Here is a 26,989-nt window from a genome sequence, read left to right as displayed (position 1 = left end):
ATGGCCTCAGCTGTGACCCGACCCCCTCAGGCCCCGAAGGCCCCCCAGGTCTCCCGCGCGCGCCGGGTCCACGGCCCCCGCCGCACGGGAGCCGCCCCCCGCCGACTGCCGTACCTGCTGATCGCCCCCGCGGGGCTGCTGATGCTGGGCTTCATCGCCTATCCCGTCCTCAGCGTCTTCTACTACAGCCTCCAGCACTACAACCCCACCAAACCCTGGCGGAACGGCTTCGCCGGCTTCGACAACTTCGTGCGCGTCTTCACGGACGACCCGCACTTCTGGGGGACGCTGACCTTCAGCGCGAAGTGGGTCGCCGTCGAGGTGACCCTGCAGCTCCTGTTCGGCCTCGCCCTCGCGCTGATCGTCAACCAGACGTTCGCGGGCCGCGCCCTGGGCCGGGCGCTGGTGTTCTCCCCGTGGGCGGTCTCCGGGGTGCTGACCTCGGCCATCTGGGTCCTGCTCTACAACTCCCAGACGGGCATCACCCGCTACCTCGCGGACATGGGAATCGGCGAGTACGGCACGTCCTGGCTGTCCGACACCTCCACCGTGTTCCCGGCGGTGGTCCTCGCCGAACTGTGGCGGGGGGTCCCCTTCTTCGCGATCCTCATCCTCGCCGACCTCCAGTCCGTACCGCGGGACCTGTACGAGGCCGCCGAGGTCGACGGGGCCGGCCGGCTGCGGCAGTTCCTCCACATCACGCTGCCGCACCTGAGGGACGCGATCATCCTGTCCACCCTGCTGCGGGCGGTGTGGGAGTTCAACAACGTGGATCTCCTGTACACCCTCACCGGCGGCGGTCCCGCCGGTGAGACGACCACGCTGCCCCTGTACATCGCCAACACCAGTGTCGATGCCCACAACTTCGGATACGCCTCCGCCCTCACGACGGTGGCGTTCGTGATCCTTCTCTTCTGCTCGATGGTCTATCTGCGCCTGAGCAAGTTCGGAGGCGACAGCAAGTGAAACGGCGGCGTGCCTGGGACGAGGTCCCCCGGTGGCAGATCCATCTGCCGCTCGGCATCTATCTTCTCTTCACCCTGGTCCCCTTCTACTGGATCCTGCTGTTCGCCCTCCGGCCGGCCGGCTCCACCTCGCTGGTGCCGTGGCCCATGACCGGCGACCACTTCGAGAAGGTGTGGACCGAGCGGAGCTTCGCCACCTTCTTCCAGAACAGTCTGCTCATCGGCCTCGCGACTCTGGTGATGACCACGGTGATCGCGCTCACCGGCGGCTATGCGCTGGCCCGCTTCGATTTCCGGATCAAGAAGGGCTTCATGCTGGCCCTGCTGTGCTCGCAGTTCGTACCGGGCGCGCTGCTGCTCGTACCGCTGTTCCAGACCTTCGCCGGCCTGCGGATGATCAACTCTCTGGGCAGCGTCATCATCGCGGAGACGGTCTTCCAGCTCCCCTTGTCCATGATCCTCATCAGCGGCTTCATCAAGAACGTGCCGTACTCCCTGGAGGAGGCGGCCTGGGTGGACGGCTGCAACCGCTTCGCCGCGTTCCGGATCGTCGTCCTGCCGCTGCTGCGGCCGGGTCTGGTCGCGGTCGGCTCCTTCGCCTTCGTCCACGCCTGGAACCACTTCCTCTTCGCGCTGATGTTCCTCAGCAGCCAGGACAAGCAGACCATCCCGGTCGGCCTCAACACCCTCATGGGCGCGGACAGCGTGGACCTGGGTGCGCTCGCCGCGGGCGGCGTGATCGCGGCGGTGCCCGTCGTGATCGTGTTCGCCTTCATCCAGAAATGGCTGGTCACCGGCTTCAGCGCAGGGGCGGTGAAGGGATGAGCGACGCCCCCGGCACCCCACGCACCCGCACCCCCCTGCCCGTGGTCCTGGCGGGTGCCCGCGGCCACGGCCGTGCGCACCTGCGGGGGATCCGCCGGCTCGAGCGCCTGGGCCTGGTCCGCCTCGCCGGCGTCTGTGAGCTGCGGCCGCTCGACGCGGATGAGCTGGACGGGTTCGCCGCTCCCGAGCAGTCCTCGGACTTCGACGCGCTGATGGCCTCCACCGGCGCCCGGATCGCGGTGTTGTCCACGCCGATCCAGACCCACACCGATCTGGCCCTGACCGCCGCCCGCCACGGCGCGCACATCCTGCTGGAGAAGCCTCCGGCGCCGTCGTACGCGGAGTTCCGCCGGATGGCGGACGGAGTGGCGGCGGCCGGCGTGGCCTGTCAGATCGGCTTCCAGTCCCTCGGCTCGCATGCCGTTCCCGCCATCAGGCGGCTCATCGAAGAGGGTGCGATCGGCGAACTCGCCGGGATCGGTGCGGCCGGCGCGTGGGTCCGCGACGAGGCGTACTTCCGGCGCGCGCCCTGGGCCGGCCGCCGGCGTCTGGACGGCGTCGACGTCGTCGACGGAGCCCTGACCAACCCGCTGGCCCACGCCGTCGCCACCGCTCTGGCCCTCGCCGGCAGCACGCGGGCCGAGGACGTCGTATCCGTCGAGGCCGAGCTCGTGCGCGCCAACGCCATCGAGTCCGACGACACCTCCTGCGTCCGGATCGTGACCACGGCGGGCGGCCGGCTCACCGTCGCGGCGACCTTGTGTGCGGAGACGGACGCCGAGCCGTACGCGGTGGTCCACGGCAGCCGGGGGCGCATCACCTTCTGGTACCGGCAGGACCGGGTGCTGCTCCAGCGGGCCGGCCACGGCCCGGAGGAGACCGTCCACGGAAGGACCGATCTCCTGGAGAACCTCGTCGGCCATGTGACCGGCGGCGAGGCACTGTGCGTACCGCCCGTGGAGACCGGCGCGTTCATGCGGGTGGTGGAGGCGGTCCGGCTGGCGCCCGACCCCGTGGCGCTGCCGGACGCGTACTGGCACACCGAGCCGGGCCCGGGCGCTCCGCGCCGGGTCGTCGACGGGATCGACGCACTCGTCGACACGAGCGCCCTCACGCTCAGCCTCTTCTCCGAGCTGGGCGCCCCCTGGGCGCCGGCGCACAGGGCGGGGAGCCGATGAACGCGGCGTTCGTCCTGCGCTGCGCCGGCCGCCCGGTGGCCCGCTACACGGCCCGCCCGGACCTGGCACCGGACCACTCCCCCCGGCCCTTCCTGCATCCCGTCACCACCCTGGAAGGGGTCCGGGTCACCGAGCTGATGCCCGAGGACCACCCGCACCACCTCGGTGCGGGCGTGGCCGTGCCCGATGTGGCGGGCCACAACTTCTGGGGCGGGCGGACCTTCGTCCGCGACCGGGGGCCGACCGCGCTCGACAACCACGGCGTGCAACGGCACGACGGCTTCACGCTCCGCGCCCCGGACCGGTTCGCGGAAGACCTGAGCTGGACGGCCGGCGGCCGGGTGCTCCTGCGCGAACGCCGCACGGTGACGGCGGTGGCCCTGAGCGCATCGGCCTGGGCCCTGGACTTCACCTTCGCCCTCACCGGGGTGCCGGGCCGGGGTCTGTCCCTCGGCAGCCCGGCCACCAACGGACGACCGGGCGCGGCCTACGGCGGCTTCTTCTGGCGCGCACCCAAGGAGGCGGCGGCGCCCGCGGTCTTCAGTGCGGACGCGGACGGCGAGGAGGCCGTACACGGCTCCCGTGCCGACTGGGTCGCGGTGGCCGGCCAGGGCTGGAGCCTGGTCTTCGCCGGCGCGACCGAGGAGACCCGGCGCGATCCCTGGTTCCTGCGTGCCGCCGAGTATCCGGGCGTGGGCTCCTCCCTCGCGCATGACCGGCGGCTGGCCGTCGCGGCCGCAGACACCGTCGTACGGCGGGTGGTCACCGTCGTGGCCGACGGACGCCTGGGGCGGGCCGAGGCCGCGGCGCTGGTGCGCGAGGCGGTCGGGTCATGAGCCGTACCGCGCCGGACCCGTCGCGCACCGGGGATCTCGGAGACGGGACGTACCGCAATCCCGTCCTGGCCGCCGACTGGTCCGATCCCGACGTGCTGCGGGTCGGCGAGGACTACTACCTCACCGCGTCCAGTTTCGGCCGTGCGCCGGCCCTTCCCCTGCTGCACTCCCGCGACCTCGTCGGCTGGACGCTCATCGGACACGCCCTGGACCGGCTGCGCCCGGAGGCCGCGTACGCCTCGCCCCGGCCCGGCGGGGGCGTGTGGGCACCCGCCCTGCGCCATCACGACGGCCGGTTCCGGATCTTCTGGGGGGATCCGGACCACGGTATCTGGCAGGTCGACTCCCCGTCCGTGCACGGCCCGTGGAGCGCTCCGCACCTGGTGAAGGCGGGCCGGGGACTCATCGATCCCTGCCCGCTGTGGGACGAGGAGACGGGCGAGGCGTACCTCGTGCACGCCTGGGCGAAGTCCCGCTCGGGCGTCAGCAACCGGCTGACCGGCCACCGGATGAGCCCGGACGGCAAGGAGCTCCTGGACGGGGGAACGGTGATCGTCGACGCCGACCGGATCCCCGGCTGGTTCACCCTGGAGGGGCCCAAGCTCTACCGCCACGACGGGTGGTTCTGGATCCTCGCCCCGGCCGGCGGCGTGGCCACCGGCTGGCAGGGCGCCTTCCGGTCGCGTTCCTTCTTCGGCCCGTACGAGGAGAGGGTCGTCCTGCAGCAGGGGGACACGGACGTCAACGGGCCGCACCAGGGCGGCTGGGTCCGCACCCAGAACGGCGAGGACTGGTTCCTGCACTTCCAGCAGCGCGGGGCGCAGGGGCGGCTCGTCCATCTGCAGCCGATGCGCTGGGACGCCGACGGGTGGCCGGTGCTCGGCAGGGCGGGCGTACCCGTCCGCGTACACGCCAAGCCCCGCCTTCCCCGGCAACCGCCGTCGTCGCCGGCCGGTGACGACGCCTTCCCCGGCGGGCGGTACGGACTCCAGTGGCAGTGGACCGCCAACCCGGCGCACGGCTGGACCACCCGGCACTCCGGCGACGGGCTGCGGCTGGCCTGCGTCCGCACGGAGCAGGTCGAGGACCTGCGGGCGCTGCCGCATGTGCTCACCCAGCGCATGCCGGCCCGTGCCTGCACCGTCGAGGTCGATCTGCGGCTCGACAGCCGGGAACCCGGCGCCCGGGCGGGTCTCGTGGTGCTGGGCGGGGCGTACGGCTGGATCGGACTCCAGCGCGACACCGACGGCAGGGAAAACACCGACAGCACTGGCAGCACCGGCAGCACGGTCCGGCTGGTGCACCGGTTCGCTCCGGCCGACGCCGGGCGGGAGCGGGACGCGGCACGGGCCCGGCCGGCGCCCGGCGGCCGGGCGCGGCTGCGCATCGAGCTCACCGCGGACGCGCGCTGCCGGTTCTCCTTCGACACGGGCACGGGCTTCACCCCCTCCGGCGAGGTCTTCGCCGCCACCCCCTGGGGGTGGACCGGTGCGCTGCTCGGCCTGTTCGCCGGCGCCCCACCGGGCTCCGGCCCCGCCGGGACGGCGGTGTTCACCGCGTTCCGCATCACCCCTGGACCCCCCACTCCCCCACCGCATGACCTCCCCGCGAGACCCCGCGCGACCCCGCGAGACCCCTCGAGAGAAGAGAGCCGACGATGACCAGCTTCCGTGAAGTGCGGCGCAGAGCCGTCCGCGCCCTGGCCCTGACCACCGTGCTCGCCCTGACCGCGACCGCCTGCGGAGACGACGGCAGCGGCGCGGCGGGCGACAAGGGCGGCGAGGGTCCGGGCAAGGGAGAGATCACCTTCTGGGACAACAACGGCGGTGTCCGCACCGACGTCTGGAAGGCGATCATCGAGGACTTCGAGAAGCAGAACCCCGAGATCACGGTGAACTACGTCGGGATCGCCTCGACGGAGGTGCAGTCCAAGTACGACACGGCCATCCAGGGCGGCGGCCTGCCGGACGTCGGCGGTCTCGGAGCGGCGATGCTCGCCGGTATCGCCGCGCAGAACGCCTTGGAGCCGCTCGACGAGCGGGTCGACGGCAGTGCGCTCAAGGGCAAGCTCAACGCGGGCATGGTCGAGAGCGTGAAGTCCGCGGGGGGCAAGGGCACGCTCTTCACCGTTCCCACCTCCGCCAGCAACGGTGTCCTCTACTACCGCACCGACCTGTTCGAGGCTGCCGGCCTGCCGGCGCCCGACACCTGGTCGGCGTTCTACGCGGCAGCCGACAAGCTGACCCGGAAGGACGCGAACAAGTTCGGCTACACCATCCGCGGCGGCGCCGGCTCCATCGCCCAGGCGCTGGACGCCATGTACGGCCAGAGCGGGGTCACCAGCTTCTGGAACGGCGACACGACCACGGTCAACGACCCGGCGAACGTGGCCGCGTTGGAGAAGTACGCCGGCCTGTACAAGAACAACACCCCGGCGGCCGACGTCAACAACGACTTCACCAAGATGGTCGCCCAGTGGGACAGCGGCGAGATCGGCATGCTGAGCCACAACCTGGGCTCCTACAAGGATCATGTGAAGGCGCTCGGCCCGGACAAGTTCCGGGGCGTCCCGAACCCGACCACCGACGACGGCAGGCGGGTGCAGGTCTCCCACCCGGTCGACGGTCTCGCCCTGTTCTCGTCGAGCAAGAACAAGGCGGCGGCCTGGAAGTTCATCGAGTTCGCCGCCTCCCACGCCTCCAACAGCAGGTGGAACGAGTCGGCGGGCGCGATCCCGGCCAACACCGAGGCGGCCCGGGACGCCTGGATCCAGAAGGCCGAGCCGACCAAGCTCGCCGCGGAGGTCCTCTTCAGCGGCAAGGCCACGATCGTGCAGCTGCCGTACTACCTGCCCGACTGGAACACCATCTCCAAGGCCGACAACGAGCCCGCCTTCCAGAAGGTCCTGCTCGGCACGTCCACGCCGAAGGAGTTCCTGGACGGGCTCGCCGAGCAGCTGAACGCGGCGCAGGCCGAGTGGAAGGCGCAGAACCGGTGACCCTCACCCGCCGCCGGGCGGTCACGGCCGGGACGGGCCTCGCGCTCGCCCTGGCCGCCGCCCCCGCCACGGCCGCCCCCCGCCACGACAGGCGCATGCGCACCCTCCACATCGCCGGCGACTCCACGGCAGCGCAGAAGTACGCCGATGCCGCCCCGGAGACCGGGTGGGGCATGGCACTGCCCTTCTTCCTGCACCGGCACCTGACGGTCGCCAACCACGCGGTCAACGGCCGCAGCACCAAGAGCTTCATCGACGAGGGCCGGCTGACCGCGGTCCTGGACGTGATCCGGCCCGGAGACCTCCTGCTGATCCAGTTCGGCCACAACGACCAGAAGGCCGCGGACCCCACGCGCTACACCGAGCCCTGGACCACCTATCAGGAGAACCTGGGCCGGTACGTCGACGGCGCGCGCGAGCGCGGGGCGCTGCCGGTCCTCGCCACGTCCGTCGAGCGGCGCAGGTTCGGCGCCGACGGCACCGCCCTGCGCACCCACGGGGAGTACCCGGCCGCGATGCGGCAGGTGGCCCGGGAGGAGGACGTGGCCCTCGTCGACGTCCAGGAGCTGTCCTTGGCGCTCTGGCAGGAGCTCGGCCCGGAGGCGACGAAGGCGTACTTCAACTGGACGCCGACGGAGCAGGACAACACCCACTTCAACCCGCCGGGTGCGATCGCCGTCGCCCGGATGGTCGCCACGGGACTCCTGCGCACCCGCGCCCTCGCCCCGCACGACACCCGCCGCCTCGACGAGGAAGTCCCCGCGCGATGGATCACCTGGCCCGATTCCGAGGAGAGCTGAGCATGCGACACACACGGGTATGGGCGGTGGGCGCCGCCGCCCTCGTCCTGGGCGTCACCGGTCCCGCCTCCGCCGCGCACGCCGGGCCTGACGGGCCTGCCGGGCCTGCCGCGACCGACCCGGCCCGCCAGGTCCTTCCGGCCGGTGACGGCTGGGCGTCGGACGGGACGGGAACCAGCGGCGGCGCCGCGGCCGCCGCCTCCCGCGTCTTCACCGTCACCACCTGGGAGGAGTTCCGTGCGGCGCTCGCCGTCCCGGGCACCGAGCCGCGGATCGTCAAGGTGGTGGGAACGCTGAACGCCACCGCTGCCGGCTGCGCGGCCTTCGAGGCTCCGGGGTACGGACTCGAGGCGTACCTCGCCGCCTACGACCCCGCGGTCTGGGGATACGAGACCGAGGTCAGCGGGGAGCAGGAGGACCTGCGCGCGGCCTCCGCCACGGCGCAGGGGAAGGCCGTCAAGGCGTACGTCCCCGCCAACACGACGATCATCGGGGTGGGCAGGGGCGCCGGCATCACCGGCGGCAGCCTCCAGATCCAGGGCGTCGACAACGTCGTCGTGCGCAACCTGACCGTGGAGAGCCCGCTCGACTGCTTCCCGCAGTGGGATCCGACGGACGGGCCGAGGGGGGCGTGGAACTCCGAGTACGACAGCGTGGTCGTGTACGGCTCCACCCACGTGTGGATCGACCACAACACGTTCACCGACGGCGCCCACCCGGACAGTTCGCTGCCCTCGTACTACGGTGAGCCGTACCAGCGGCACGACGGCGAGCTGGACATCGTGCGCGGAGCCGACCTGGTCACCGTCTCCTGGAACGTCTTCGCCGACCACGACAAGACCCTGATGATCGGCAACAGCGACGGTGCGGGCGCCACCGACCGCGGCAGGCTGCGCACCACCCTCCACCACAATCTCTTCGAGAACGTCGTCGAGCGGGCGCCGCGGGTCCGCTTCGGCAAGGTCGACGCGTACAACAACCACTTCGTCGTGCCGGGTCCGGCCTACTCCTACAGCTTCGGTATCGGAATCGAGTCCCGGCTCGTCGCGGAGAAGAACGCCTTCACGCTCGCCGGGGGCGTCCAGGCCGGAAAGATCCTCAAGAAGTGGAAGGACGCCCCGGTCACCACTGCGGGGAACGTCGTCAACGGCCGGCGGGTCGACCTCCTCGCGGTCCACAACGCCCAGTTCCCCGGCGAGGTCCTGCGCGCCGACGCGGGCTGGACGCCGTCCCTGCGCACGCGGGTCGACGTGCCGCAGGCCGTGCCGGGCCTCGTCGGCCACCGCGCGGGCGCGGGCCGACTGCGCTGACCCGTCCGGCCGCCCCTCTCCCCCTTTCCGCAGCGAAGGAGCTCCCCCATGCCCTCGCACCACCCGCGGGCCGTCCTCGGCCGCCGTTCCCTGCTCACCGCCGGCGCCGGCGCGGCGTTCGCGCTCGCCCTGGCCGCCGGTCCGGCCGCCGGTCCCGCCGCCGCCCTCGCCGGGGGCGGTGCCTTCGGCCGGTTCGGTTCGCCCGCCGCCCGGCTCACCGAGCGCACCCTGTACGTCCACCCGGGCGGTCTCGGAGACCACACCACCGTCCAGGCCGCGGTGAACGCGGCGGACGGGCCCGGCTGGACGCTGGTCCTCGCTCCGGGCACGTACCGGGAGACCGTCGCCGTCAGCCCCGCCCGCACCGCCATGACCTGGATCGGCGCGAACGAGAACCCCCGCGACGTGGTCGTCGTGTACGACAACGCGGCCGGCACGCCCCGGCCCGGCGGCGGCACGTACGGCACGACCGGATCGGCGACCACCACCGTCCAGGCGGACGGTTTCACCGCGCAGTGGATCACCTTCGCGAACGACTTCCTGCGCACGGACCTGCCCGGGAACCCCGGCACGCAGGCAGTGGCGATCAAGGTGCAGGGCGACCGCTCGGCCTTCTTCCACTGCCGGTTCCTCGGACACCAGGACACCCTGTACACCGACTCGATGGCGTCGGCCACCGTGGCCCGCCAGTACTTCGCGCACTGCTACGCGGAGGGCGACGTCGACTTCGTCTTCGGCAGGGCCCGGGCGGTGTTCGAGCACTGCCACTTCCGTACCCTGCTCCGCACCGATCTGGCGGGCGCCCCGTACGGCTTCGTCTTCGCGCCCTCCACCGCCCGCGGCAACCCGTACGGTCTGCTGGCCGTCCGCTGCCGGGTGACCAGCGAGGCACCGGACGGCTTCTACAAGCTGGCCCGGCCCTGGGTTCCGGGCTCGGACCCGACCGCCTGGCCGGCCCTGGTGGTCCGCGAGAGCGTTCTCGGTCCGGGCATCGACGCCACCGCCCCGTACGCGAACATGCGGGACGCCCATCCGTGGCAGGCCCAGCGCTTCGCGGAGTACCGCAACACCGGTCCCGGCGCACAGACCGGCGTCCCGCAGAACCGGCCCCAACTCACCGCCCTGCAAGCCCGGTCGGCCACCCGGGAGAACCACCTCGACGGCTGGCGGCCCCAGCCCGCCCATTCCTGACCACCCCACGAGAGGACCCGCACGTCATGTCTCGCGACGGAACCAAGCGCAGCGCCCTCATCATCGCCCTGTCCCTCCTCGCGGCCACCGCCGGTCTCGGCGCGCTGGCCGCCCCCGCCCATGCCGCGACCGTCGTCGTCGACACCTCGACGGAACTGGCCGGTGCGCTCAAGAACGCGACGCCCGGCACGGTCGTCCAGGTCCGCGGCGGCACCTACTACCCGACCGCCACCCTCCAGTCCACCGCCAACGGCACGGCGAGCAGCCGCATCCGGCTCCAGCCCTACGGCTCCGAGACGGTCAAGATCGACGGCTCGAAGCTGCCCGCCGGGTCCTGGATCTTCAAACTGTCCGCCGACTACTGGAGCGTCTCCGGCATCACGTTCCAGAACTCCCCCGATAGCGCCGTCGTCTGCACCTCCTGCACCGGCACCGAGTGGTCCGGGATCAGGACCATCAACGGCGGCGACTCGGGCTTCACGCTCACCGGCGCGGACACGAACAACAACACCGTCAGGAACCTTGATTCGTACGGTCATTACGATGCGGCCAACCACGGCGAGAACGCCGACGGGCTCGCCGTCAAGTTCGGTTCGGGCACCGGCAACCTGATCACGGGGGCACGGCTCTTCAACAACTCCGACGACGGCATCGACCTGTGGTCGTGGTCCAGCCCGGTGAGGATCGAACACACCTGGGCGTACGGGAACGGCAAGAACCGCTGGTCGGACTCCGCCTTCGCGGGAGACGGCAACGGCTACAAGCTGGGGGGCGACGGCGAGGTCGTCGCGCATGTCGTCAACAACGCGGCGGCCTGGGACAACGCGGGCAACGGGTTCACCGAGAACAGCAACAGGGGCGCCATCGTCCTGAACCGTACGACCGCCTACGCCAACGGGAAGTGGGGCTACTACTTCGCGACGGGGGCGGCCCGGCTCGCCCGGAACCTGGCCGTGGACAACGGCTCGGGGCTCGCCAAGCGGGGCTCCTCCGTCGTCTCGGCGGCCAACAACTGGGACGCGGGGGTCGTCACCCCGCCCTTCCTCGGCACGGACGCCACCAGCGCGTACGGCGCCAGGAAGTCCGACGGTTCGCTGCCGGCGACGACGTTCCTGACGACGGGTTCGACGACGATCGGCTCCACGATGAACTGACGGGCGCGGGAGGGAGCCGTACGAAGGCATCCGGCCCCGTACGGCTCCCGGCCGCGGCCCCCCAGGCACCCTCCGGCGCTGCGGACGCGCTGCGGCTGCTGTGGGGCCGCGGCGGATCTAGGCTGGAAGCAGGCGTTGGAAACCGGCCTGGCGAGCACGGCCGTCCGGACGGAGGCGTGGCGCGTGGAGATGCCCGGCGAGCAGGACGCCCCCGTGGCCGCTGTGGTGGTGGACCCGGACGGCGTGGTGAGCGGCTGGAGCGAGGGCGGGCGGCTGTTGCTGGGCTGGACGGCGGAGGAGACGGTCGGGCGCCCCGTGAGCGACCTGTTCGCCGATCCGCCGCCCGGCTTTCCCGAAAGCCCTGGCAGCGGGCCCGATCCCACGGGATTCGTTCCCCTGCGCCACCGGGACGGTTCCACGGTGGACGCCGTGGTGACGGCTCACCCGCTGCACGGCGGCGACGGCCGGCCGCTGGGCCACGTGGTGACCGTCCAGCGCTGGGGGCGCCGCCCGGTGATCGCCGACCGGGCCTTCGAGCAGTGCCCCTTCGCTCTGGGTGTGTACGACCCCGAGCTGCGGTTCCTGTGGGTCAATGCCTCCGCGTGCCGGGTGATGGCGCATTCCGAGGAGCAGGTGCTCGGTGAGAAGTACCGCGAGCTGTTCCCCGAGCTGGACGACAGGGCGTACACCGACCGGCTCGCCGAGGTGGCCAGGACCGGCGAGCCCGCGCGTCTCATCACCGTCTTCCGCCCGCTCGGCAGCGCCCATGCCCATGCGTGGGCCACCAGCATGTGGCCCGTGCGGGACGCCGAGGGCACGGTCCGGGCGGTCGCCAACTGGGGATTCGACATGAGCGCCGAGTACTGGGCCCGGCAGCGGCTGCTCACCCTCAACGAGGCCAGCAGCGGGATCGGCCGGACGCTGGACGTGCTCGGCACCGCCCGGGAACTGGCCAGAACCCCGGTCCCGGGATTCGCCGACCTCGTCACCGTCGACCTCTTCGACGAGGTGCTGCGCGGAGAGGAACCGCCGCCCGCCCCCGTTTCCGCCCCCGTTTCCGGCCCCGGCGAGGCCATCGCGCTCAGCCGTGCCGCCCGGCACGGTGCGGAGGAGGACACCGGCCGGAGTCCCGGGCCCGCGATGCCGGTCGGTCACGCTCCCGATTCCGTCGCCGCGCGCTGCATGGCCACCGGCAGGTCCACGGTCGAGCTCGCCGCGGAACCCAGCCAGGGCGGCGAATGGGCCTTCGGGCCGGGACTCGCCGCCGACCCGGCCCACTGGCCGCCGGGCAACCCGTTGATCGACGAGTCCATCGCCGCGGAGGGGCTGACGGGCCGGATCACCGTGCCGCTCCGGGCGCGCGGCGCACTGCTCGGCGTCGTCGCGTTCGCCCGCGGGGCCCGGCCCGAGCCCTTCACCGCCGATGACCTGATCCTCGCCGAGGAGCTGACCGCGAAGGCGGCCGTCGCCCTCGACAACGCCCGCCGGTACTCGCGCGAGCGCACGACCGCGCTGACCCTGCAGCGCAGCCTGCTGCCGCAGCGGCTGCCGAGCCAGGAGGCGATCGAGGTGGCCTCCCGCTACCTGCCCGCCGGAACGGGCGCGGGAGTGGGCGGTGACTGGTTCGACGTCATTCCGCTGTCCGGTGCCCGGGTCGCCCTGGTCGTCGGCGATGTCGTCGGCCACGGCCTGCACGCCTCGGCGAGCATGGGCCGGCTGCGCACGGCGGTCCGTACCCTGGCCGACGTGGACCTGCCGCCGGACGAGCTGCTGACCCACCTGGACGACCTGGTCATCCACCTGTCCGGCGATCTCCAGCCCGGCAGTCACATGGAGACGACCGGCGAGTCCGGGGCCACCTGCCTGTACGCCGTCTACGATCCGGTCTCCCGGCGCTGCACGCTGGCGAGCGCCGGCCATCCGCTGCCGCTGGTCATCTCCCCGGACGGCACCGTGATCCCGGTGTCCGCACAGCCGGGACCGCCGCTCGGCCTCGGCGGGCTGCCGTTCGAGGCGACCGAGTTCGAGCTGCCCGAGGGCAGCCTGCTCGCCCTCTACACCGACGGACTGGTGCAGAGCCGCGAGCGCGACGCCGACCAGGGGACCACCGAACTGCAGCGGGTCCTGAACCGGCCGGCCGCCTCCCTGGAGGCCCTCTGCGATACGGCGGTGGACGCCCTGCTCCCCGACGGCCGCACCGACGACGCCGCCCTGCTGCTCGCCCGTACGCACGCGCTGGATCCCCGTCACGTCGCCGACTGGGACGTCGAGCCCGATCCCGCGCAGGTGCCGCGCATCAGGAAGTCCGCCGTCGATCAGCTGGACGCCTGGGGCCTGGAGGAGGCGGCGTTCGTCACCGAGCTGGTCGTCAGCGAGCTGGTCACCAACGCCATCAGGTACGGCGAGCCGCCGATCAGGCTGCGGCTGATCCGCGACACCTCGCTGATCTGCGAGGTCTCCGACGCGAGCAACACCGCTCCGCACCTGCGCCGGGCGCGCATCTTCGACGAGGGCGGCCGGGGCCTGCTGCTCGTCGCCCAGCTCACGCAGGGCTGGGGCACCCGGCAGACCACGAAGGGCAAGACGATCTGGTGCGCGCAGACCCTCACCGGGCCCGTGCCGCGCTGAGTCCGCGACCGGCGCGCCGCCGCCCCCTGCCTGTCGGCCGGGCGGCTCCGTTCAGCGGACGGGCAGACGCGTGGGGTCGGCCATGATCTTCTGGACGGTCGACAGTGCCGCGCCCAGGACCGGTCCGCGCCGCCCCAGGGCGGAGGGGCGCACCGACTCCGGGGTCCAGGGCCGGACGGTGACCCGGGCGGCCAGTTCGGCGCGTACCGGCGGGAGGAGCCAGTCGGCGAGTTCGGCGTAGGCGCCGCCCAGGACGAGTCCGTCCGGGTCGATCAGGTTCACCGCCGAGGCGAGGGCGAGGCCCATGGCCCGCCCCGCGCGGTCCAGGGCGCGCAGGGTGGCCGGGTCACCGGCGGCCGCCCGCCCGGCCAGCAGGGCCACCGGGTCGCCGTCGTCCCCGATCCCGGCTTCGCGCAGCACGGCCGCTTCGCCCGCGTACTGCTCCAGGCAGCCGCGTGCTCCGCAGGCGCAGCGGGGGCCCTCCGGATGGACGGGCAGGTGGCCGAGTTCGCCGGCGAAGCCGCGGGCGCCGCGGAACAGCTGCCCGCCGATGACCAGGGCGGCTCCGATTCCGGCCTCGGCGGAGACGTGTACGAAGGTCTCGGCGGAGTGTCCCTGGTTCCACTGCTCGGCCAGCGCCCCGAGGTTGGCCTCGTTCTCCGGTTCGGGCACGGTGCCGGGGTCGGGCCAGTGGTCGGCGGGGCGGACGGCATGCCAGCCGAGGTTGGGCGCGTTCTCGATCAGCCCGCCCGTCCCGCTCGTCCCGTTCGGCACGACCCCCGGTACGGCCAGGACGCGGCCCTCGACGCGCAGTCCGAGGGCTGCTGCGCCGGCCTCCGCCTCGGCGGCCAGCGCGGCGGCCTCCGCCAGCACCTGCCCGGCCGGCCGGCCCGCGTTGGCCCGTTCCACCCGGTGCCAGACCCGGGGTTCCCCGCGCAGGTCCACGACGCAGGCGGCGAGGTGGGTGACGCCGATCTCCAGGCCGAGGCCGGCGGGACCGCGATCGCTCAGGGCGAGCGCCCGACCGGGGCGGCCGACCCGTCCGCTGGGCGCGGTCTCCGTCTCGGTCAGGGCTCCGCGGCCGATGAGCTCGTCGACCATGGAGGAGACGGCCGGCCTGGTCAGGCCCGTGTGGCCGGCGACGTCCGCCCGGGAGAGCGGGCCGTGCGCGGCGACCGCGCCGATGACCACCGCGAGGTTCTGCCGGCGCATCCCCTGCTGCGAGGCGGGCGCGACCTCCTGGCTCCCGCTCGCCCTGCCGATCCCCGTCACGAACCGACCCTCCTATCGCTGTGTCGGCGGGACTTCCTGCAAGGTCCGCGCCCGACGCAGCGTATCGGTGATCCGTTCGAGCGCGTCGTCGTCCCGGGGCACGGGCTCCAGCACCCGGCCTTCCGCGGTGCGCCAGCGGCGGGCGACGGCGTCGGCGGGCTCCCCGGTGAGCAGTGCGGCGGCCTGGGCGGCGGCCCCGAGTGCGACCAGTTCCCGGGCCTCCGGCACCTGCACCGCCCGGCCGGACAGCCGCAGGACGGTCCGCTGCCAGGCCCGGCCGCGGGCTCCGCCGCCGATCAGCAGCAGTGGTTCGTCGGGGGCGGGGTTCTCGCCTCCGGCACGCAGTACGCCGTCCAGGGCCGCGAGCAGGGCGTGGGCGGCGCCGTCGTAGGCGGCCTGGAGCAGCTGGCCGGGCGTGGTGTCGTGGCGCAGCCGGTGGACCAGGCCGGAGGCGCCGGGGAGGTCCGGAGTGCGTTCGCCGTCCAGGTAGGGAAGCACCACCACCGTGCCGCCTTCTTCGACGTCCTCGCGGTCGCGGCCGATCAGGGCGGCGAGGCGGTCGACGGCGAGGGTGCAGTTGAGGGTGCAGGCGAGCGGCAGCCAGCCGCCGAGGGCGTCGGCGAAGCCGGCGACGGTTCCGCTCGGGTCGGCGGGCCGGGTCCGGCCGACGGCGTAGACGGTGCCGGAGGTGCCGAGGCTCAGTACGGGTCGTCCGGGTGTCAGGCCGAGCCCGAGGGCGGCGGCCATGTTGTCGCCGGTCCCCGTGGCCACCAAGGCGCCCTGGGGCAGGGGCATCCCGGCGCGGACGACGCCGGCCCGGGCACCCGGCGCGAGGACCGGGGGCAGCAGTGCGGGGTCGAGTCCGATCCGGCCGAGGATGTCCTGGTCGTAGCCGTCCGGGCCCCACCAGCCGGTTCCCGACGCGTCACCGCGGTCCGTGACCGCCTCACCGGTCAGGCGCTCCGTGAGGTAGTCGTGGGGGAGCCGGACGGCTGCGACGCGGTCGGCGGCGGCGGGTTCGCCGGCGCGCAGCCAGGCCCACTTGGCGGCGGTGAAGGCGGCCGTCGGAACGCTGCCGGTGCGCCGGGCGAGTTCCGGCGTACCGAACGCGGCCCGGAGTTCGGCGGCCTGCGGGGCGGAGCGGACGTCGTTCCACAGCAGCGCCGGGCGCACCGGGCGGCCGGCCGTGTCGAGGGTGACCAGGCCGTGCTGCTGGCCGGCGATCGAGCAGGCGGCGGCGCGGTCCGCCCAGCCCGTGCCCGCCACCGCCTCCCGCAGCGCCCGCCACCACTGCTCGGGGTCGCTCTCCCGTGCGGCGCCCGCGCTGACGTCGTGCGCGGCGCGGCCCTCGCCCAGGACGGTGCCGTTTTCCAGGTCGACGGCGAGGGCCTTGGTCGACTGGGTCGAGCTGTCGACACCGATCACGACACGCTGAGCGGACATGCGTTCCTCCGGTGGGGTTCCTTCTTGCGTCTCGGCATACTAATTTGTTTTCTGCCATAACAAATAGCCCCTCGGCATGGATCCGGAGCGCCTCATGACCAGCGACCCGCTCGTCCCCACTCCCGCGCACAGGTTCACCTTCGGCCTGTGGACCGTCGGCTGGCAGGGCCGGGACCCGTTCGGCGACGCCACCCGGCCCGCCCTCGACCCGGTCGAGACCGTGCAGCGGCTGGCCGAGCTCGGCGCCTACGGCGTCACCTTCCACGACGACGACCTGATCCCCTTCGGCGCCGGCGACCTCGAACGCGAGCAGGCCGTCAAGCGCTTCCGCACCGCCCTGGACACGGCCGGGCTGAAGGTGCCGATGGCCACCACCAACCTGTTCACCCACCCGGTGTTCAAGGACGGGGCGTTCACCGCCAACGACCGGGACGTGCGCCGCTACGCGCTGCGCAAGACGATCCGCAACATCGACCTGGCCGTGGAACTCGGCGCCTCGGTCTACGTGGCCTGGGGTGGCCGCGAGGGTGCGGAGTCGGGCGCGGCGAAGGACGTCCGCACGGCGCTGGACCGGCTCAAGGAGGCCTTCGACCTGCTCGGCGAGTACGTCGAGACCCAGGGCTACGATCTGCGCTTCGCCATCGAGCCGAAGCCCAACGAGCCGCGCGGCGACATCCTGCTGCCCACCATCGGCCATGCCCTGGCGTTCATCGACTCGTTGGAGCGGCCCGGCCGGGTCGGCCTCAATCCCGAGGTGGGCCACGAGCAGATGGCCGGGCTGAACTTCGCGCACGGCATCGCCCAGGCCCTGTGGCACGGCAAGCTGTTCCACATCGACCTCAACGGCCAGTCCGGCATCAAGTACGACCAGGACCTGCGCTTCGGCGCGGGCGACCTGCGGCAGGCCTTCTGGCTGGTGGACCTGCTGGAGTCGGCCGGCTACGACGGCCCCCGCCACTTCGACTTCAAACCCGCGCGGACCGAGGACTTCCACGGCGTGTGGGCCGCCGCCGACGCCTGCATGCGCACCTACCTGATGCTCGCCGAGCGCGCCCGGGCATTCCGCGCGGACCCCGAGGTCCAGGCCGCGCTGTCCGCTTCCGGGCTGCCCGAACTCGCCGTGCCCACCGCAGCGGACGGTCTGGGCGGCCTCCTGGCCGACCGCTCCTCGTTCGAGGACTTCGACGTCGAGGCCGCCGCCCGCCGCGGCATGGCCTTCGAACGCCTGGACCAGCTCGCCCTCGAACACCTCCTCGGCGCCCGCTGAGCCGGTGCGCCCGCGAGCCGGGCCGTGACGCACCCACGGCCCGGCCGGCGTCCTGACCGGCCCTCAGGCCCGGTACGGAAGGTCGGCCTCCAGGGTGCCGGCGGGCTGGGCGTGGACGGCTCCCGCCGGGCCGCCGATCCGCAGCTGCCAGGGATGCGGGCTGTCGGTGGACACGCGGAGGCGGTCGCCCGCGCGGCGCACGTGGAAGCGGGCCGTCTCCCCGGTGCCTTCGGTGCGCGGGATCCCGACGGTGCGCTCGGCGCCGTCGGCGAAGGCGTGCACCCGCAGCTCGACTCCGTCCGCCCAGGCGGACACCGGGTGCTGGTCGTCGGCTGCGAACGGGATGACGGAGCCGGGGCGGGCCAGCAGCGGCAGGGTGTGGAAGCCGTGCCGTTCGCGGACCCATCGCGGACCGGTGATGCGGGCCCCGGTCAGGACGTTCGTCCACGTGCCCGGCGGCACGTAGTACTCGACCGTGCCGTCGTCGGTGAAGACGGGGGCGACGAGCAGGTCATCGCCGAGGAGGTACTGCCGGTCCAGGGTGGCGGCGGCGGGGTCGTCGGGGAATTCCAGCACCATCGCCCGCATGACGGGGATCCCGGTGGCGTGCGCCTGCTGGGCGGCGCACTGGAGGTAGGGCGCGAGGCGGTGCTTGAGCAGGGTGAACGCGCGGGTGACCTCGACGGCCTCCTCCCCGTAGTCCCAGGGGACCCGGTAGGACGTGCTGCCGTGCAGGCGGCTGTGCGAGGAGAGGAGCCCGAACTGCACCCAGCGTGTGAAGACGGTGGGGGTCGGGGTGCCCTCGAAGCCACCGATGTCGTGGCTCCAGAAGCCGAAGCCGGACAGGCCGAGGGAGAGCCCGCCGCGCAGTGACTCGGCCATGGCGTTGAAGTGCGACTCGCAGTCCCCGCCCCAGTGCACCGGGTACTGCTGGCCGCCCGCGGTGGCGGAGCGGGCGAAGAGCAGCGCCTCGCCCTCGCCCCGTACCTCGCGGAGCAGCTCGAAGACGGCCCGGTTGTACAGGTGGGTGTAGTAGTTGTGCATCAGCTCCGGGTCGGAGCCGTCGTGCCAGACCACGTCGGTGGGGATGCGCTCGCCGAAGTCGGTCTTGAAGCAGTCGACGCCCTGGTCCAGCAGGGTGCGCAGCTTTCCGGTGTACCAGTCGCGAGCCGCGGGGCGGGTGAAGTCCACCAGTGCCATGCCGGGCTGCCACAGGTCCCACTGCCACACGCTGCCGTCCAGGCGGCGCACCAGGTGGCCCTCGCGCATGCCCTCCTCGAACATGGCCGACTTCTGCGCGATGTACGGGTTGATCCACGCGCTGATCCGCAGTCCCTGCTCCTTGAGCCGCGCGAGCATGCCCGCCGGGTCGGGGAAGGTGTCCGAGTGCCACGCGAAGTCGCACCACTGGTACGCGCGCATCCAGAAGCAGTCGAGGTGGAAGACGCTCAGCGGGATCCCGCGCTCGGCCATGCCGCCGACGAAGCGGTTGACGGTGGCTACGTCGTAGTCGGTGGTGAAGGAAGTGGTCAGCCACAGGCCCAGCGCCCAGGCCGGGGGCAGGGCGGGGCGGCCGGTGAGCGCCGTGTAGCGCTCCAGGACCTGCTTGGGGGTGGGGCCGTGGATGATGAAGTACTCCAGCGACTGGTCCTCGACACTGAACTGCACCTGCCCGACCGACTCGGAGCCCACCTCGTAGCCGACCCTGCCGGGGTGGTTGACGAAGACGCCGTAGCCCCGGTTGGTCAGGTGGAAGGGGATGTTCTTGTAGGCCTGCTCGCTGCTGGTGCCGCCGTCGGCCTGCCAGATGTCCACCACCTGCCCGTTCCTGGTGAACGGCGTGAACCGCTCCCCCAGCCCGTACACCAACTCACCGACACCCAAGGAGAGTTGAGCCAGCATGTGGTGACCGCCGGCGGGGTCGGTCACGAAGCCGGTGCCGCGCTCGCCCACGGCGGTCAGCAACCGCCCGCCGGCGGTGAACTCCAGGCACCACGGCGCGGAGGTGTCCACCCGCAGCGTCAGCTCACCGGTGCTGAGCTCGACCACCGCACCCTCGCGGTGCACCTTTCCGGCGTCCTGCTCCGCGCCGGGCAGCGCGTACCGGGGCCCGCGGCGCACCGAGCCGGCGTGGTGGGTGGTGCGGACCCCGATCACGCCCTCGGCCGGCGACCAGCACTCGACGGTCAGCAGCGGGCTGTTCAGCGTGTCACCTCGCCCGCGTACGTGCCTCACGGGCGCGTAGAGGGTCAGCCGGTGCTCGTCGGCCCGGACCTCCGCGACCTCGGCGGCGTAACGCGCGGTGACGCCGGGGCGCATCAGCCAGTAGCCGTCGGTGAACTTCATCGTGCGGGTTCCTCCGTCCGCGCGCGGTGTGCGGTGATCAGGCCCCGGTACCAGTGGTAGCTGTCCTTGGGCGTGCGGGTCAGGGTGTCGTAGTCGACGTGGACCAGGCCGAAGCGCCGGCCGTAGCCGCGCGCCCACTCGAAGTTGTCCAGCAGGGACCAGACGTAGTAGCCGCGGACGTCCACTCCGGCGGAGATGGCGTCGGCGACGGCGGCGAGGTGGTCCGCGAGGTAGTCGATCCGCGCGGTGTCGTGGACCTGGCCGTCGGGGCCGACCTCGTCGTCCTCGGCGGAGCCGTTCTCGGTGATCCAGATCGGCGGAAGGTGCGCGTAACGGGCGTGGAGCTCGCGGAGCAAGGCGGTGAGCGCGTCCGGGACGACGGGCCAGCCCATGGTGGTGTGCCGGGTGCGGTACGGGTCCCGTTCGCAGACGCCGATGTCCACGGCGGTGCGGAGTTCGGGGTCCTGAGACCGGTGGGGGGCGGCGCCGACGGTGATCGGCCGGTAGAAGTTGATGCCGAGGAAGTCCAGCGGGGCGCCGATCAGTCCGAGGTCGCCCGGCAGCCGCCAGGGGCCGTCGGCGAGGCCGGCCCAGGTCTCGGCCTCGTGCTCGGGGTAGCGTCCGGCGAGGAGCGGCTCGGTCCACACCTCGTTGTGGAGGACCTTGGCACGGCGCAGTGCGGCCCGGTCCTCGGGGAGGGCGGAGGCGAGATGGATGCGCTCGAGGTTGAGGGCGATCCCGGCCTCGCGGGCGCCCGCGGCGCGCAGCGCCCGTACGGCGAGGCCGTGGGCGACCAGCAGGTGGTGTGCGGCCGCCAGCGCTCCGCGGCCCTCCTCGGCACCGGGTGCGTGGCGTCCTTCGGCATAGCCCGCGAAGGCGGAGCAGTACGGCTCGTTGAGGGTGATCCAGCGCTCCACCCGGTCCCCGTAGCGCTCGGCCGCGAGGGCGGCGTACTCGGCGAACGCCTCGGCGGTCCCCCGGGCGCGCCAGCCGCCGCGGTCCTCCAGGGCCTGCGGCAGATCCCAGTGGTAGAGGGTGACGGCGGGGGCCACTCCGGCGGCCAGCAGCTCGTCGATCAGGCGGTCGTAGAAGTCCAGGCCCTTGGGGTTGGCCGGTCCCGTGCCCTGGGGCAGCAGGCGGGGCCAGGCGATCGAGAAGCGGTAGCCGTCGACGCCGAGCCCGCGCAGCAGGGCGACGTCCTCGCGGTAGCGGTGGTAGTGGTCGCACGCCGTGTCACCGGTGGCGCCGCCGAGGGTGCGGCCGGGGGTGTGGCTGTAGGTGTCCCAGATGGACGGGCCGCGGCCGTCCTCGTCGTGGGCGCCCTCGATCTGGTAGGCGGCGGTGGCGGCGCCGAAGCGGAATCCGGCGGGCAGTTCCGGGAAGGCCGGGGTGCTCACGGGCGGTACCTCATGGGTCTCCTGGGGTGGGGTGCGGGCTCGGCCGGGGCCCGGCGGTGCAACGCCGGTCAGGACTCCGGTGCCAGGCCGCGCTCGTGCAGCCAGGCCAGTTGGACGGGCGGGTTGGAGCCGTAGCCGCCACCGTGGTCGCCGAACGGCCACACGGTCATGGTGCGGTCCTCGCCCGTGTAGTGGTTGAAGGCGGCGTAGACCGTGGAGGGCGGGCATACGGGGTCCATCAGGCCCACGCTGAACAGCGCCGGGGCGGTGGCCCGTCGGGCGAAGTGGACGCCGTCGAAGTGGTCGAGGGTGGCGAAGGCCGGGTCGACGCGGTGGCGGCTGTGCCAGCGCAGGTACTTGGCGATCTCCTGGTACGGGCCTTCGCCGCAGATCGCGGTGGCGCGGCGGAAGTGGCACAGGAACGGGACGTCCGGCATCGCCGCCGCCACCCGGTCCCCGGCGAGACCGGCGACGGCGAGCGCCAGGCCGCCGCCCTGGCTGCCGCCGGCCACCACGACCCGGCGGCGGTCGAGTCCGGGCAGCTCGGCGACGGCGTCCACGGCTCGCACGCAGTCGGTGACCAGTCGCCGGTAGTAGTAGGTGTCGGGCGAGTCGATGCCGCGGGTCATGAAGCCCTCCGCCCACTGCGTGCCGTCGCCCACGCCCCGGTCCGGGGTGTCGTGGCCCTGGCCGCGGGTGTGGACGACGAGTTGGGCGTATCCGGCGGCGGACCAGAACAGGTGGTCGGTGGGCAGTCCCCGGCCGCCGCTGTAGCCGATGTACGTGACGACGACCGGCAGCGGTCCGGCCGCGTCGCGCGGGCGCAGCAGCCAGGCGGCCACCGGCTCGCCGTTCCAGCCGGGGAAGCGCACGTCGTCGACGTCCACGGTGCGCAGCAGGTGCTGGGGCGTGACCCGTACGGCCTTGACCGTCCCGGCGTGGGACCGGGCTTCGTCGAGGGTCCGCTGCCAGAAGGCGTCGAAGTCCGCCGGGCCGGGCAACTGTGGGCGGTAGCCGATGAGGACGTGTATGCCGAAGTCGGTGAGCGGCATGGCGTATTCCTCCGGTGGGAGAGGTGGCGAGGGGTGACGGTGCGGGGAGGGGTGGCGGCCCGCCCCCCGACGGGCCGCCGGTCTCACCGGGGCGGGGTCTCAGCCGGTCCCGCCGGACGTGGTGGACGTGGTGGACGTGGTGAACCGGAAGGCGGCCAGACGGAACCCGCCGTGCAGGGTCAGGTGCAGGTCGTGGATGCCGTCCAGCGGGCCGGCGGCGAGCTCGGCGGCGATGGTGGTCCACCTGTAGCGGTCGCCGGTGACCGGTACGCCGATCTCCGCGAGCAGCCGGTCACCTGCCCGGAGCTCCAGCTTCGCCTCGACGCAGCCCGCTTTTTCGAGGGCGGTCTCGGCCTCCACCCGGACCGCCCCGGAGAGGTCCGCGTCGCGGAAGAGGAGCGTCGCGGGCCGCTCCGGATCGGCCGGAGTGACGGCGTCGCCGCTGGTGCGGGTGGCGTCGACGAGGGTGGTGTCCGCGTGGTCGTCGAAGTCGGCGGTCAGGGTGCGTCGGTCGACGACCACGCGGGGAGCGGGGGCCGTCCCGGTCACGGCCAGCGGTGCGGTGAGGACGGGGTGTTCGGCGGAGCGGCCGGCGGTGATCTCGTATCCGCCCGGGTCGACGGTGAAGGCGCCGGTGGCGGTGTCCCAGTGGGCGAACCGGTCGGCGGGGAGCGAGAACGTCAGTTCCCGGCTCTCGCCCGGCTCCAGGCGGACCTTTCGGAAATCGGCGAGGCGCCGCCGGGGGGCCTCGTAGCGGGCGTCCAGCGCCCGGACGTAGAGCTGGACCACCTCGCTGCCGGTCCGCCGGCCGGTGTTGGCCAGGGTGACCGTGACGTCGACCGAGCCGTTCCGTCCGATCACCGGCTGCGACAGGCGCAGGTCGCGGTAGGCGAAGTCGGTGTAGGACAGCCCGTGGCCGAAGGGGTAGAGGGGTGCGGCCCGGTGGTACTGGTAGGTCCAGCCGGCCTTGATGATGTCGTAGTCGAGCCGAGCCGGCAGCGGGTCGTCGCCCCGGTACCAGGTCTGCGGCAGGCGGCCGGCGGGCTCGGCCTCGCCGAGCAGCACGTCGGCGAGCGCGTGGCCGGTCTCCTGCCCGCCGTGGGAGGTCCACACCACGGCGGGCAGGTGCGCGTCGGCCCAGTCGACGGCGTACGGGTAGCTGCTCATCAGGACCAGGGCCGTCTCGGGGCGGACCGCCGCGACGGTGCGCAGCAGCTCCTGCTGTGCCGGGGGCAGGTCGAGGTCCGTGCGGTCCTCGGCCTCGCGTCCGTTGATCATCGGGTGGTTGCCGAGCACGACGACCGCCGCGTCGGCCGCTGCGGCGGCGGCCCGCGCCTCGGCCGCGCCGTCGCGCAGGAGTTCGCGCTGCCAGTGTTCGGCGACGTCCGCGGTCAGGGCGGTGACCGTCACCCCGCCGCCGGTCGGGTCCACGACGGCGTAGCGTCCGGTGAGCACCGAGCGCAGCAGCACGGTGCCGTCGGCGGCCGGCTCCAGGCGGAAGGTCTCGTGGATCTCCCAGCTCTTGAGCACCTCCTGGTCCGCCGCCAGTGAGGCGTCGTCCTTGAGGCTCAGGTAGCGGCCGGTGTCGGCGGCGCGCAGGGTCAGGGTTCCCCGGCCCCAGTCGGCGACGTCGAACGCGGTCTTGCCCAGTGGTTCGCCGGTGGTGCGCGAGCGCAGCACGATCCGGTCGGAGCCCTCCGCGCGGACCACCTCGCCGCCGTGTGCGGCGAGCGCCGCGGCGAGTCCGGTGGCGACGCTGACCTGGTAGGGCATGGTGCCGCTGTACCAGTCCTCGCACAGGGTGTCGGCGAGCGGGCCTATGACGGCGATCCGCGGTGTCCGCGCCGGTTCGAGGGGCAGCAGGCCGTCGTTCTTGAGCAGCACCACCGACTCGGTCGCGGCGCGCCGCGCCAGGGCGCGGTGTTCCGGGCAGTCGATCACCTCGGGGCCGATGCCGGCGTACGGATCCAGCTCGGGGTCGAACTCGCCGAGCCTGAAGCGCAGTTCCAGCTGGCGGCGCACGGCGCGGTTCACGTCGGTCTCGTCGATCAGGCCGCGTTCCAGGGCCTCGCGCAGTCGGCCGACCGGTGTCGCGCTGTCCTCGCCGTGGTCGGTGAAGCTGTCGATGCCTGCCTTCAGCGCCGCCGCGTGGGACTCGGCGTGGTCGTCGAAGTACTCCTCCAGATCCACCAGGTTGGACGGGGCTTCGGCGTCGCTCACCACGAACAGCTCGTGGCCGGTCGGCTCCGCCCAGCGGCGCAGTTCGGCGTCGATGAGCGGGGTCACGTGGCAGGGGCGGCCGTTGACGAGGTTGTAGCCGGCCATGGCGCCGGTCGCGGCGCCGGATGCGACGGCGGGGCGGAAGGCGGCCAGGTCGTACTCGTGCAGGACGCGGGGGCGCAGCCCGGAGGAGGTGGTGCAGCGGTCGTCCTCGTTGTTGTAGGCGAGGAAGTGCTTGAGCACCGGGGCCGCCCGCAGGTACGTCGGGTGGTCGCCGGCGAGCCCCCTGCAGAAGGCCTCGCCGATCCGGCCGGTGTGTGCGGGGTCCTCGGAGTAGCCCTCCTCGTTGCGGCCCCAGCGCGGGTCGCACAGCAGGTTCAGCACGGGCGCCCAGGCCTGGAGGCTGGGGGCGCCGCTGCCGGTCGCGGGCGGACGGTGGTGGCGGAAGGCGCGCAGTTCGACGGAGACGGCCTCGGCGACCCGGCGCACCAGCTCCTCGTCCCAGGTGGCGCCGAGGCCCACGGCCTGTGGGAAGACCGTCGCCTCGCCGAGCCAGGAGACGCCGTGCAGGGCCTCGCTGCCGGTGCGGAAGGGGGCGAGGCCGAGGCGGGGGATCGCCGGCGCGTACTGGTGCAGCATCGCGAGCCGTTCGTCGAGCGTGAGCCGTTCGAGCAGGTCGTCGACTCGCTTGCGCAGCGGTAGTGCGGGATCACGGAAAGGGGGCGGACCGGCTGCGATCGCGGACAGGGAACTCAACGTGGGCAACCCCTCGGCAGGCGGGACGCTATGACCATTCGTCGAATCGCTTCGACGCTGACAGGAAGCAGCCGAGCTGTCAATTACCCATACTACAGCGCGATGTGGATTTGTTCAGGCTCTTGCCTAACTACTGACGCATCGTTAGCCTCGCCGCGACATCCAAGCGCTTCGACCCTTCGATGGGGAAGGCCGTCCACCATGAGAACCGAGTTGAACCGCAGAGCCCTCATGAGCGCCGCCGCCTCGATCGCGGGGGTCGCCGCGATGACGCCGCTGGTGTGCGCCTGCGGCGGAGGCTCCCCGAAGCGGACCGACGCGAACAGCAAGGACGGCCTCCAGGCCGCGCTGCCGGCCCACACGTCCCACACCTCCCTGACGGCGGACATACCGTCCGTCCGGGGCGGCGCCGATGTCGCAACGGATCCCGCCTTCCTCTCCTGCCCCGCATCCCCGGCCGCCACCGTCCCCGGCGTCCCGGGCAAGGGCGGCAGCTATACGGCGGTCACCCCGCTGTGGGGCACCGTCCCGCCGCCCGGCAACACCTTCTACCAGGCCATGAACAAGGCACTGGGCGTCGAGCTCACCGTGAAGCCGGCGGACGGGACCCACTACAACACCATTGTCCCGACCATGACCGCAGCCAAGAAGCTGCCCGACTGGATCCAGCTGCCGAGCTGGTGGAACCCCAACGTCAACCTCGGGGGGCTGACCGGCACCCAGCTCGCGGACCTGACGCCGTACCTGTCCGGCGACAAGGTCAAGGAGTACCCCAACCTGGCCGCGATATCCCCCGGCGCGTGGCAGGTCGGCGTGTGGGGCGACAAGCTGTACGGCATCCCGTGCCTCTCCGGCAATTTCGTCGTCTCCGGCGTCACCTACTACCGTCGGGACATCCTGGAACCGCGCGGGATCGACGCCGGCCAGGTCAAGTCCGCCGACGACCTGATGAGCCTCGGCAAGGAGCTGACCGACGCCAAGCGCGGCGTCTGGGCCTTCGGCGACGTGTGGACGTAGCTCGTCCTGGCCCCGGCCCTGTTCCTGCTCGCCGACGCGGGCGCCGCGAACCTGCGCCCTCGACGATGTCGCCTTCACCATGGCCAACGCCCTCCTCGGCCGCATCCACCTCTCCGGGCTCCTCACCGCGGGACGACCCCGGGATCGCGCTGGCCCTGCGCACCCCCCGCGACCGGCTACCTCACGGTCTGGCGCCGCCCCGGAGCGGAGGCCGCCACGGTCCTGCGCCTCCCCCACCTGCTCGGCACCGACATCCGTGCCGACGTGCTCTACCCGGCCGCCACACGGGCCGGCTCCGTCTGGCATCCGGACACGGCCGAACTCACCGTGACCC

19 protein-coding genes are annotated in these 26,989 nt (G+C 72.9%); 13 read left to right on the top strand and 6 right to left on the bottom strand.

What is annotated here, in order from left to right; genetic code table 11:
* The 11 genes from ACZ6I1_RS28060 (at position 1) to ACZ6I1_RS28010 (ending at position 13,885) form a co-directional block, all read left to right on the top strand.
* Positions 1 to 966, top strand: a complete 966-nt coding sequence (locus ACZ6I1_RS28060; RefSeq protein WP_469291697.1) for a carbohydrate ABC transporter permease — start codon at positions 1 to 3, stop codon at positions 964 to 966.
* On the top strand, positions 915 to 1,790 hold the full coding sequence (locus ACZ6I1_RS28055; RefSeq protein WP_469291723.1) for a carbohydrate ABC transporter permease: 876 nt from the start codon (positions 915 to 917) through the stop codon (positions 1,788 to 1,790). Before ACZ6I1_RS28060 ends, ACZ6I1_RS28055 begins: the two co-directional genes overlap by 52 nt.
* On the top strand, positions 1,787 to 2,968 hold the full coding sequence (locus ACZ6I1_RS28050; RefSeq protein WP_469291696.1) for a Gfo/Idh/MocA family protein: 1,182 nt from the start codon (positions 1,787 to 1,789) through the stop codon (positions 2,966 to 2,968). The genes ACZ6I1_RS28055 and ACZ6I1_RS28050 overlap by 4 nt, the downstream gene beginning before the upstream one ends.
* Positions 2,965 to 3,804, top strand: a complete 840-nt coding sequence (locus ACZ6I1_RS28045; protein WP_469291695.1) for a DUF6807 domain-containing protein — start codon at positions 2,965 to 2,967, stop codon at positions 3,802 to 3,804. The genes ACZ6I1_RS28050 and ACZ6I1_RS28045 overlap by 4 nt, the downstream gene beginning before the upstream one ends.
* Positions 3,801 to 5,465, top strand: coding sequence for a glycoside hydrolase family 43 protein (locus ACZ6I1_RS28040; protein WP_469291694.1), 1,665 nt, complete (start codon positions 3,801 to 3,803; stop codon positions 5,463 to 5,465). The genes ACZ6I1_RS28045 and ACZ6I1_RS28040 overlap by 4 nt, the downstream gene beginning before the upstream one ends.
* The gene (locus ACZ6I1_RS28035; protein WP_469291693.1) at positions 5,462 to 6,802 is read left to right on the top strand and encodes an ABC transporter substrate-binding protein; all 1,341 of its coding nucleotides are present in this window, start codon (positions 5,462 to 5,464) and stop codon (positions 6,800 to 6,802) included. Before ACZ6I1_RS28040 ends, ACZ6I1_RS28035 begins: the two co-directional genes overlap by 4 nt.
* A 50-nt stretch (positions 6,803 to 6,852) precedes the next feature.
* Entirely contained in the window at positions 6,853 to 7,602 is a 750-nt protein-coding gene (locus tag ACZ6I1_RS28030) for a rhamnogalacturonan acetylesterase (RefSeq protein WP_469291722.1), read from the top strand.
* Between the two features lie 2 nt (positions 7,603 to 7,604).
* On the top strand, positions 7,605 to 8,912 hold the full coding sequence (locus ACZ6I1_RS28025; protein ID WP_469291692.1) for a pectate lyase family protein: 1,308 nt from the start codon (positions 7,605 to 7,607) through the stop codon (positions 8,910 to 8,912).
* A 48-nt stretch (positions 8,913 to 8,960) separates the two neighbouring features.
* A complete protein-coding gene (locus ACZ6I1_RS28020; RefSeq protein WP_469291691.1) occupies positions 8,961 to 10,103 on the top strand; it encodes a pectinesterase family protein in 1,143 nt (380 codons plus the stop codon).
* Positions 10,104 to 10,129: 26 nt separating this feature from the next.
* Positions 10,130 to 11,257 (top strand): right-handed parallel beta-helix repeat-containing protein, encoded by a 1,128-nt coding sequence (locus ACZ6I1_RS28015; RefSeq protein WP_469291690.1) that lies wholly within the window; start codon positions 10,130 to 10,132, stop codon positions 11,255 to 11,257.
* A 189-nt stretch (positions 11,258 to 11,446) separates the two neighbouring features.
* On the top strand, positions 11,447 to 13,885 hold the full coding sequence (locus ACZ6I1_RS28010; protein WP_469291721.1) for a SpoIIE family protein phosphatase: 2,439 nt from the start codon (positions 11,447 to 11,449) through the stop codon (positions 13,883 to 13,885).
* 51 nt (positions 13,886 to 13,936) lie between these two features.
* On the opposite strand, the gene ACZ6I1_RS28005 is transcribed toward ACZ6I1_RS28010, so the two are convergent.
* Entirely contained in the window at positions 13,937 to 15,097 is a 1,161-nt protein-coding gene (locus ACZ6I1_RS28005; RefSeq protein WP_469291720.1) for an ROK family protein, read from the bottom strand.
* Between the two features lie 72 nt (positions 15,098 to 15,169).
* The gene (gene xylB / locus ACZ6I1_RS28000; RefSeq protein WP_469291689.1) at positions 15,170 to 16,600 is read right to left on the bottom strand and encodes a xylulokinase; all 1,431 of its coding nucleotides are present in this window, start codon (positions 16,598 to 16,600) and stop codon (positions 15,170 to 15,172) included.
* Positions 16,601 to 16,694: 94 nt separating this feature from the next.
* On the opposite strand from xylB, the gene xylA reads away from it, so the two are divergent.
* Positions 16,695 to 17,867, top strand: coding sequence for a xylose isomerase (xylA, locus tag ACZ6I1_RS27995; protein ID WP_469291688.1), 1,173 nt, complete (start codon positions 16,695 to 16,697; stop codon positions 17,865 to 17,867).
* A 63-nt stretch (positions 17,868 to 17,930) separates the two neighbouring features.
* Here the strand turns inward: xylA and yicI are convergent, their stop codons facing one another.
* From yicI to ACZ6I1_RS27975, 4 genes are all read right to left on the bottom strand, one after another.
* Positions 17,931 to 20,213 (bottom strand): alpha-xylosidase, encoded by a 2,283-nt coding sequence (gene yicI / locus ACZ6I1_RS27990; protein ID WP_469291687.1) that lies wholly within the window; start codon positions 20,211 to 20,213, stop codon positions 17,931 to 17,933.
* Positions 20,210 to 21,610 (bottom strand): GH1 family beta-glucosidase, encoded by a 1,401-nt coding sequence (locus tag ACZ6I1_RS27985; RefSeq protein ID WP_469291686.1) that lies wholly within the window; start codon positions 21,608 to 21,610, stop codon positions 20,210 to 20,212. Before ACZ6I1_RS27985 ends, yicI begins: the two co-directional genes overlap by 4 nt.
* Positions 21,611 to 21,678: 68 nt before the next feature.
* Positions 21,679 to 22,662: an acetylxylan esterase gene (locus tag ACZ6I1_RS27980; protein ID WP_469291685.1), complete on the bottom strand. Its 984-nt coding sequence runs from the start codon at positions 22,660 to 22,662 to the stop codon at positions 21,679 to 21,681.
* Positions 22,663 to 22,761: 99 nt separating this feature from the next.
* Positions 22,762 to 25,629, bottom strand: coding sequence for a glycoside hydrolase family 3 C-terminal domain-containing protein (locus ACZ6I1_RS27975; RefSeq protein WP_469291719.1), 2,868 nt, complete (start codon positions 25,627 to 25,629; stop codon positions 22,762 to 22,764).
* Between the two features lie 210 nt (positions 25,630 to 25,839).
* On the opposite strand from ACZ6I1_RS27975, the gene ACZ6I1_RS27970 reads away from it, so the two are divergent.
* Positions 25,840 to 26,655, top strand: coding sequence for an extracellular solute-binding protein (locus ACZ6I1_RS27970; protein ID WP_469291684.1), 816 nt, complete (start codon positions 25,840 to 25,842; stop codon positions 26,653 to 26,655).
* Positions 26,656 to 26,989 lie beyond the last annotated feature (334 nt).

This window comes from Streptomyces sp. NPDC046303 (assembly GCF_055588085.1).
This window is presented reverse-complemented; position numbering and strand designations above follow the sequence as displayed.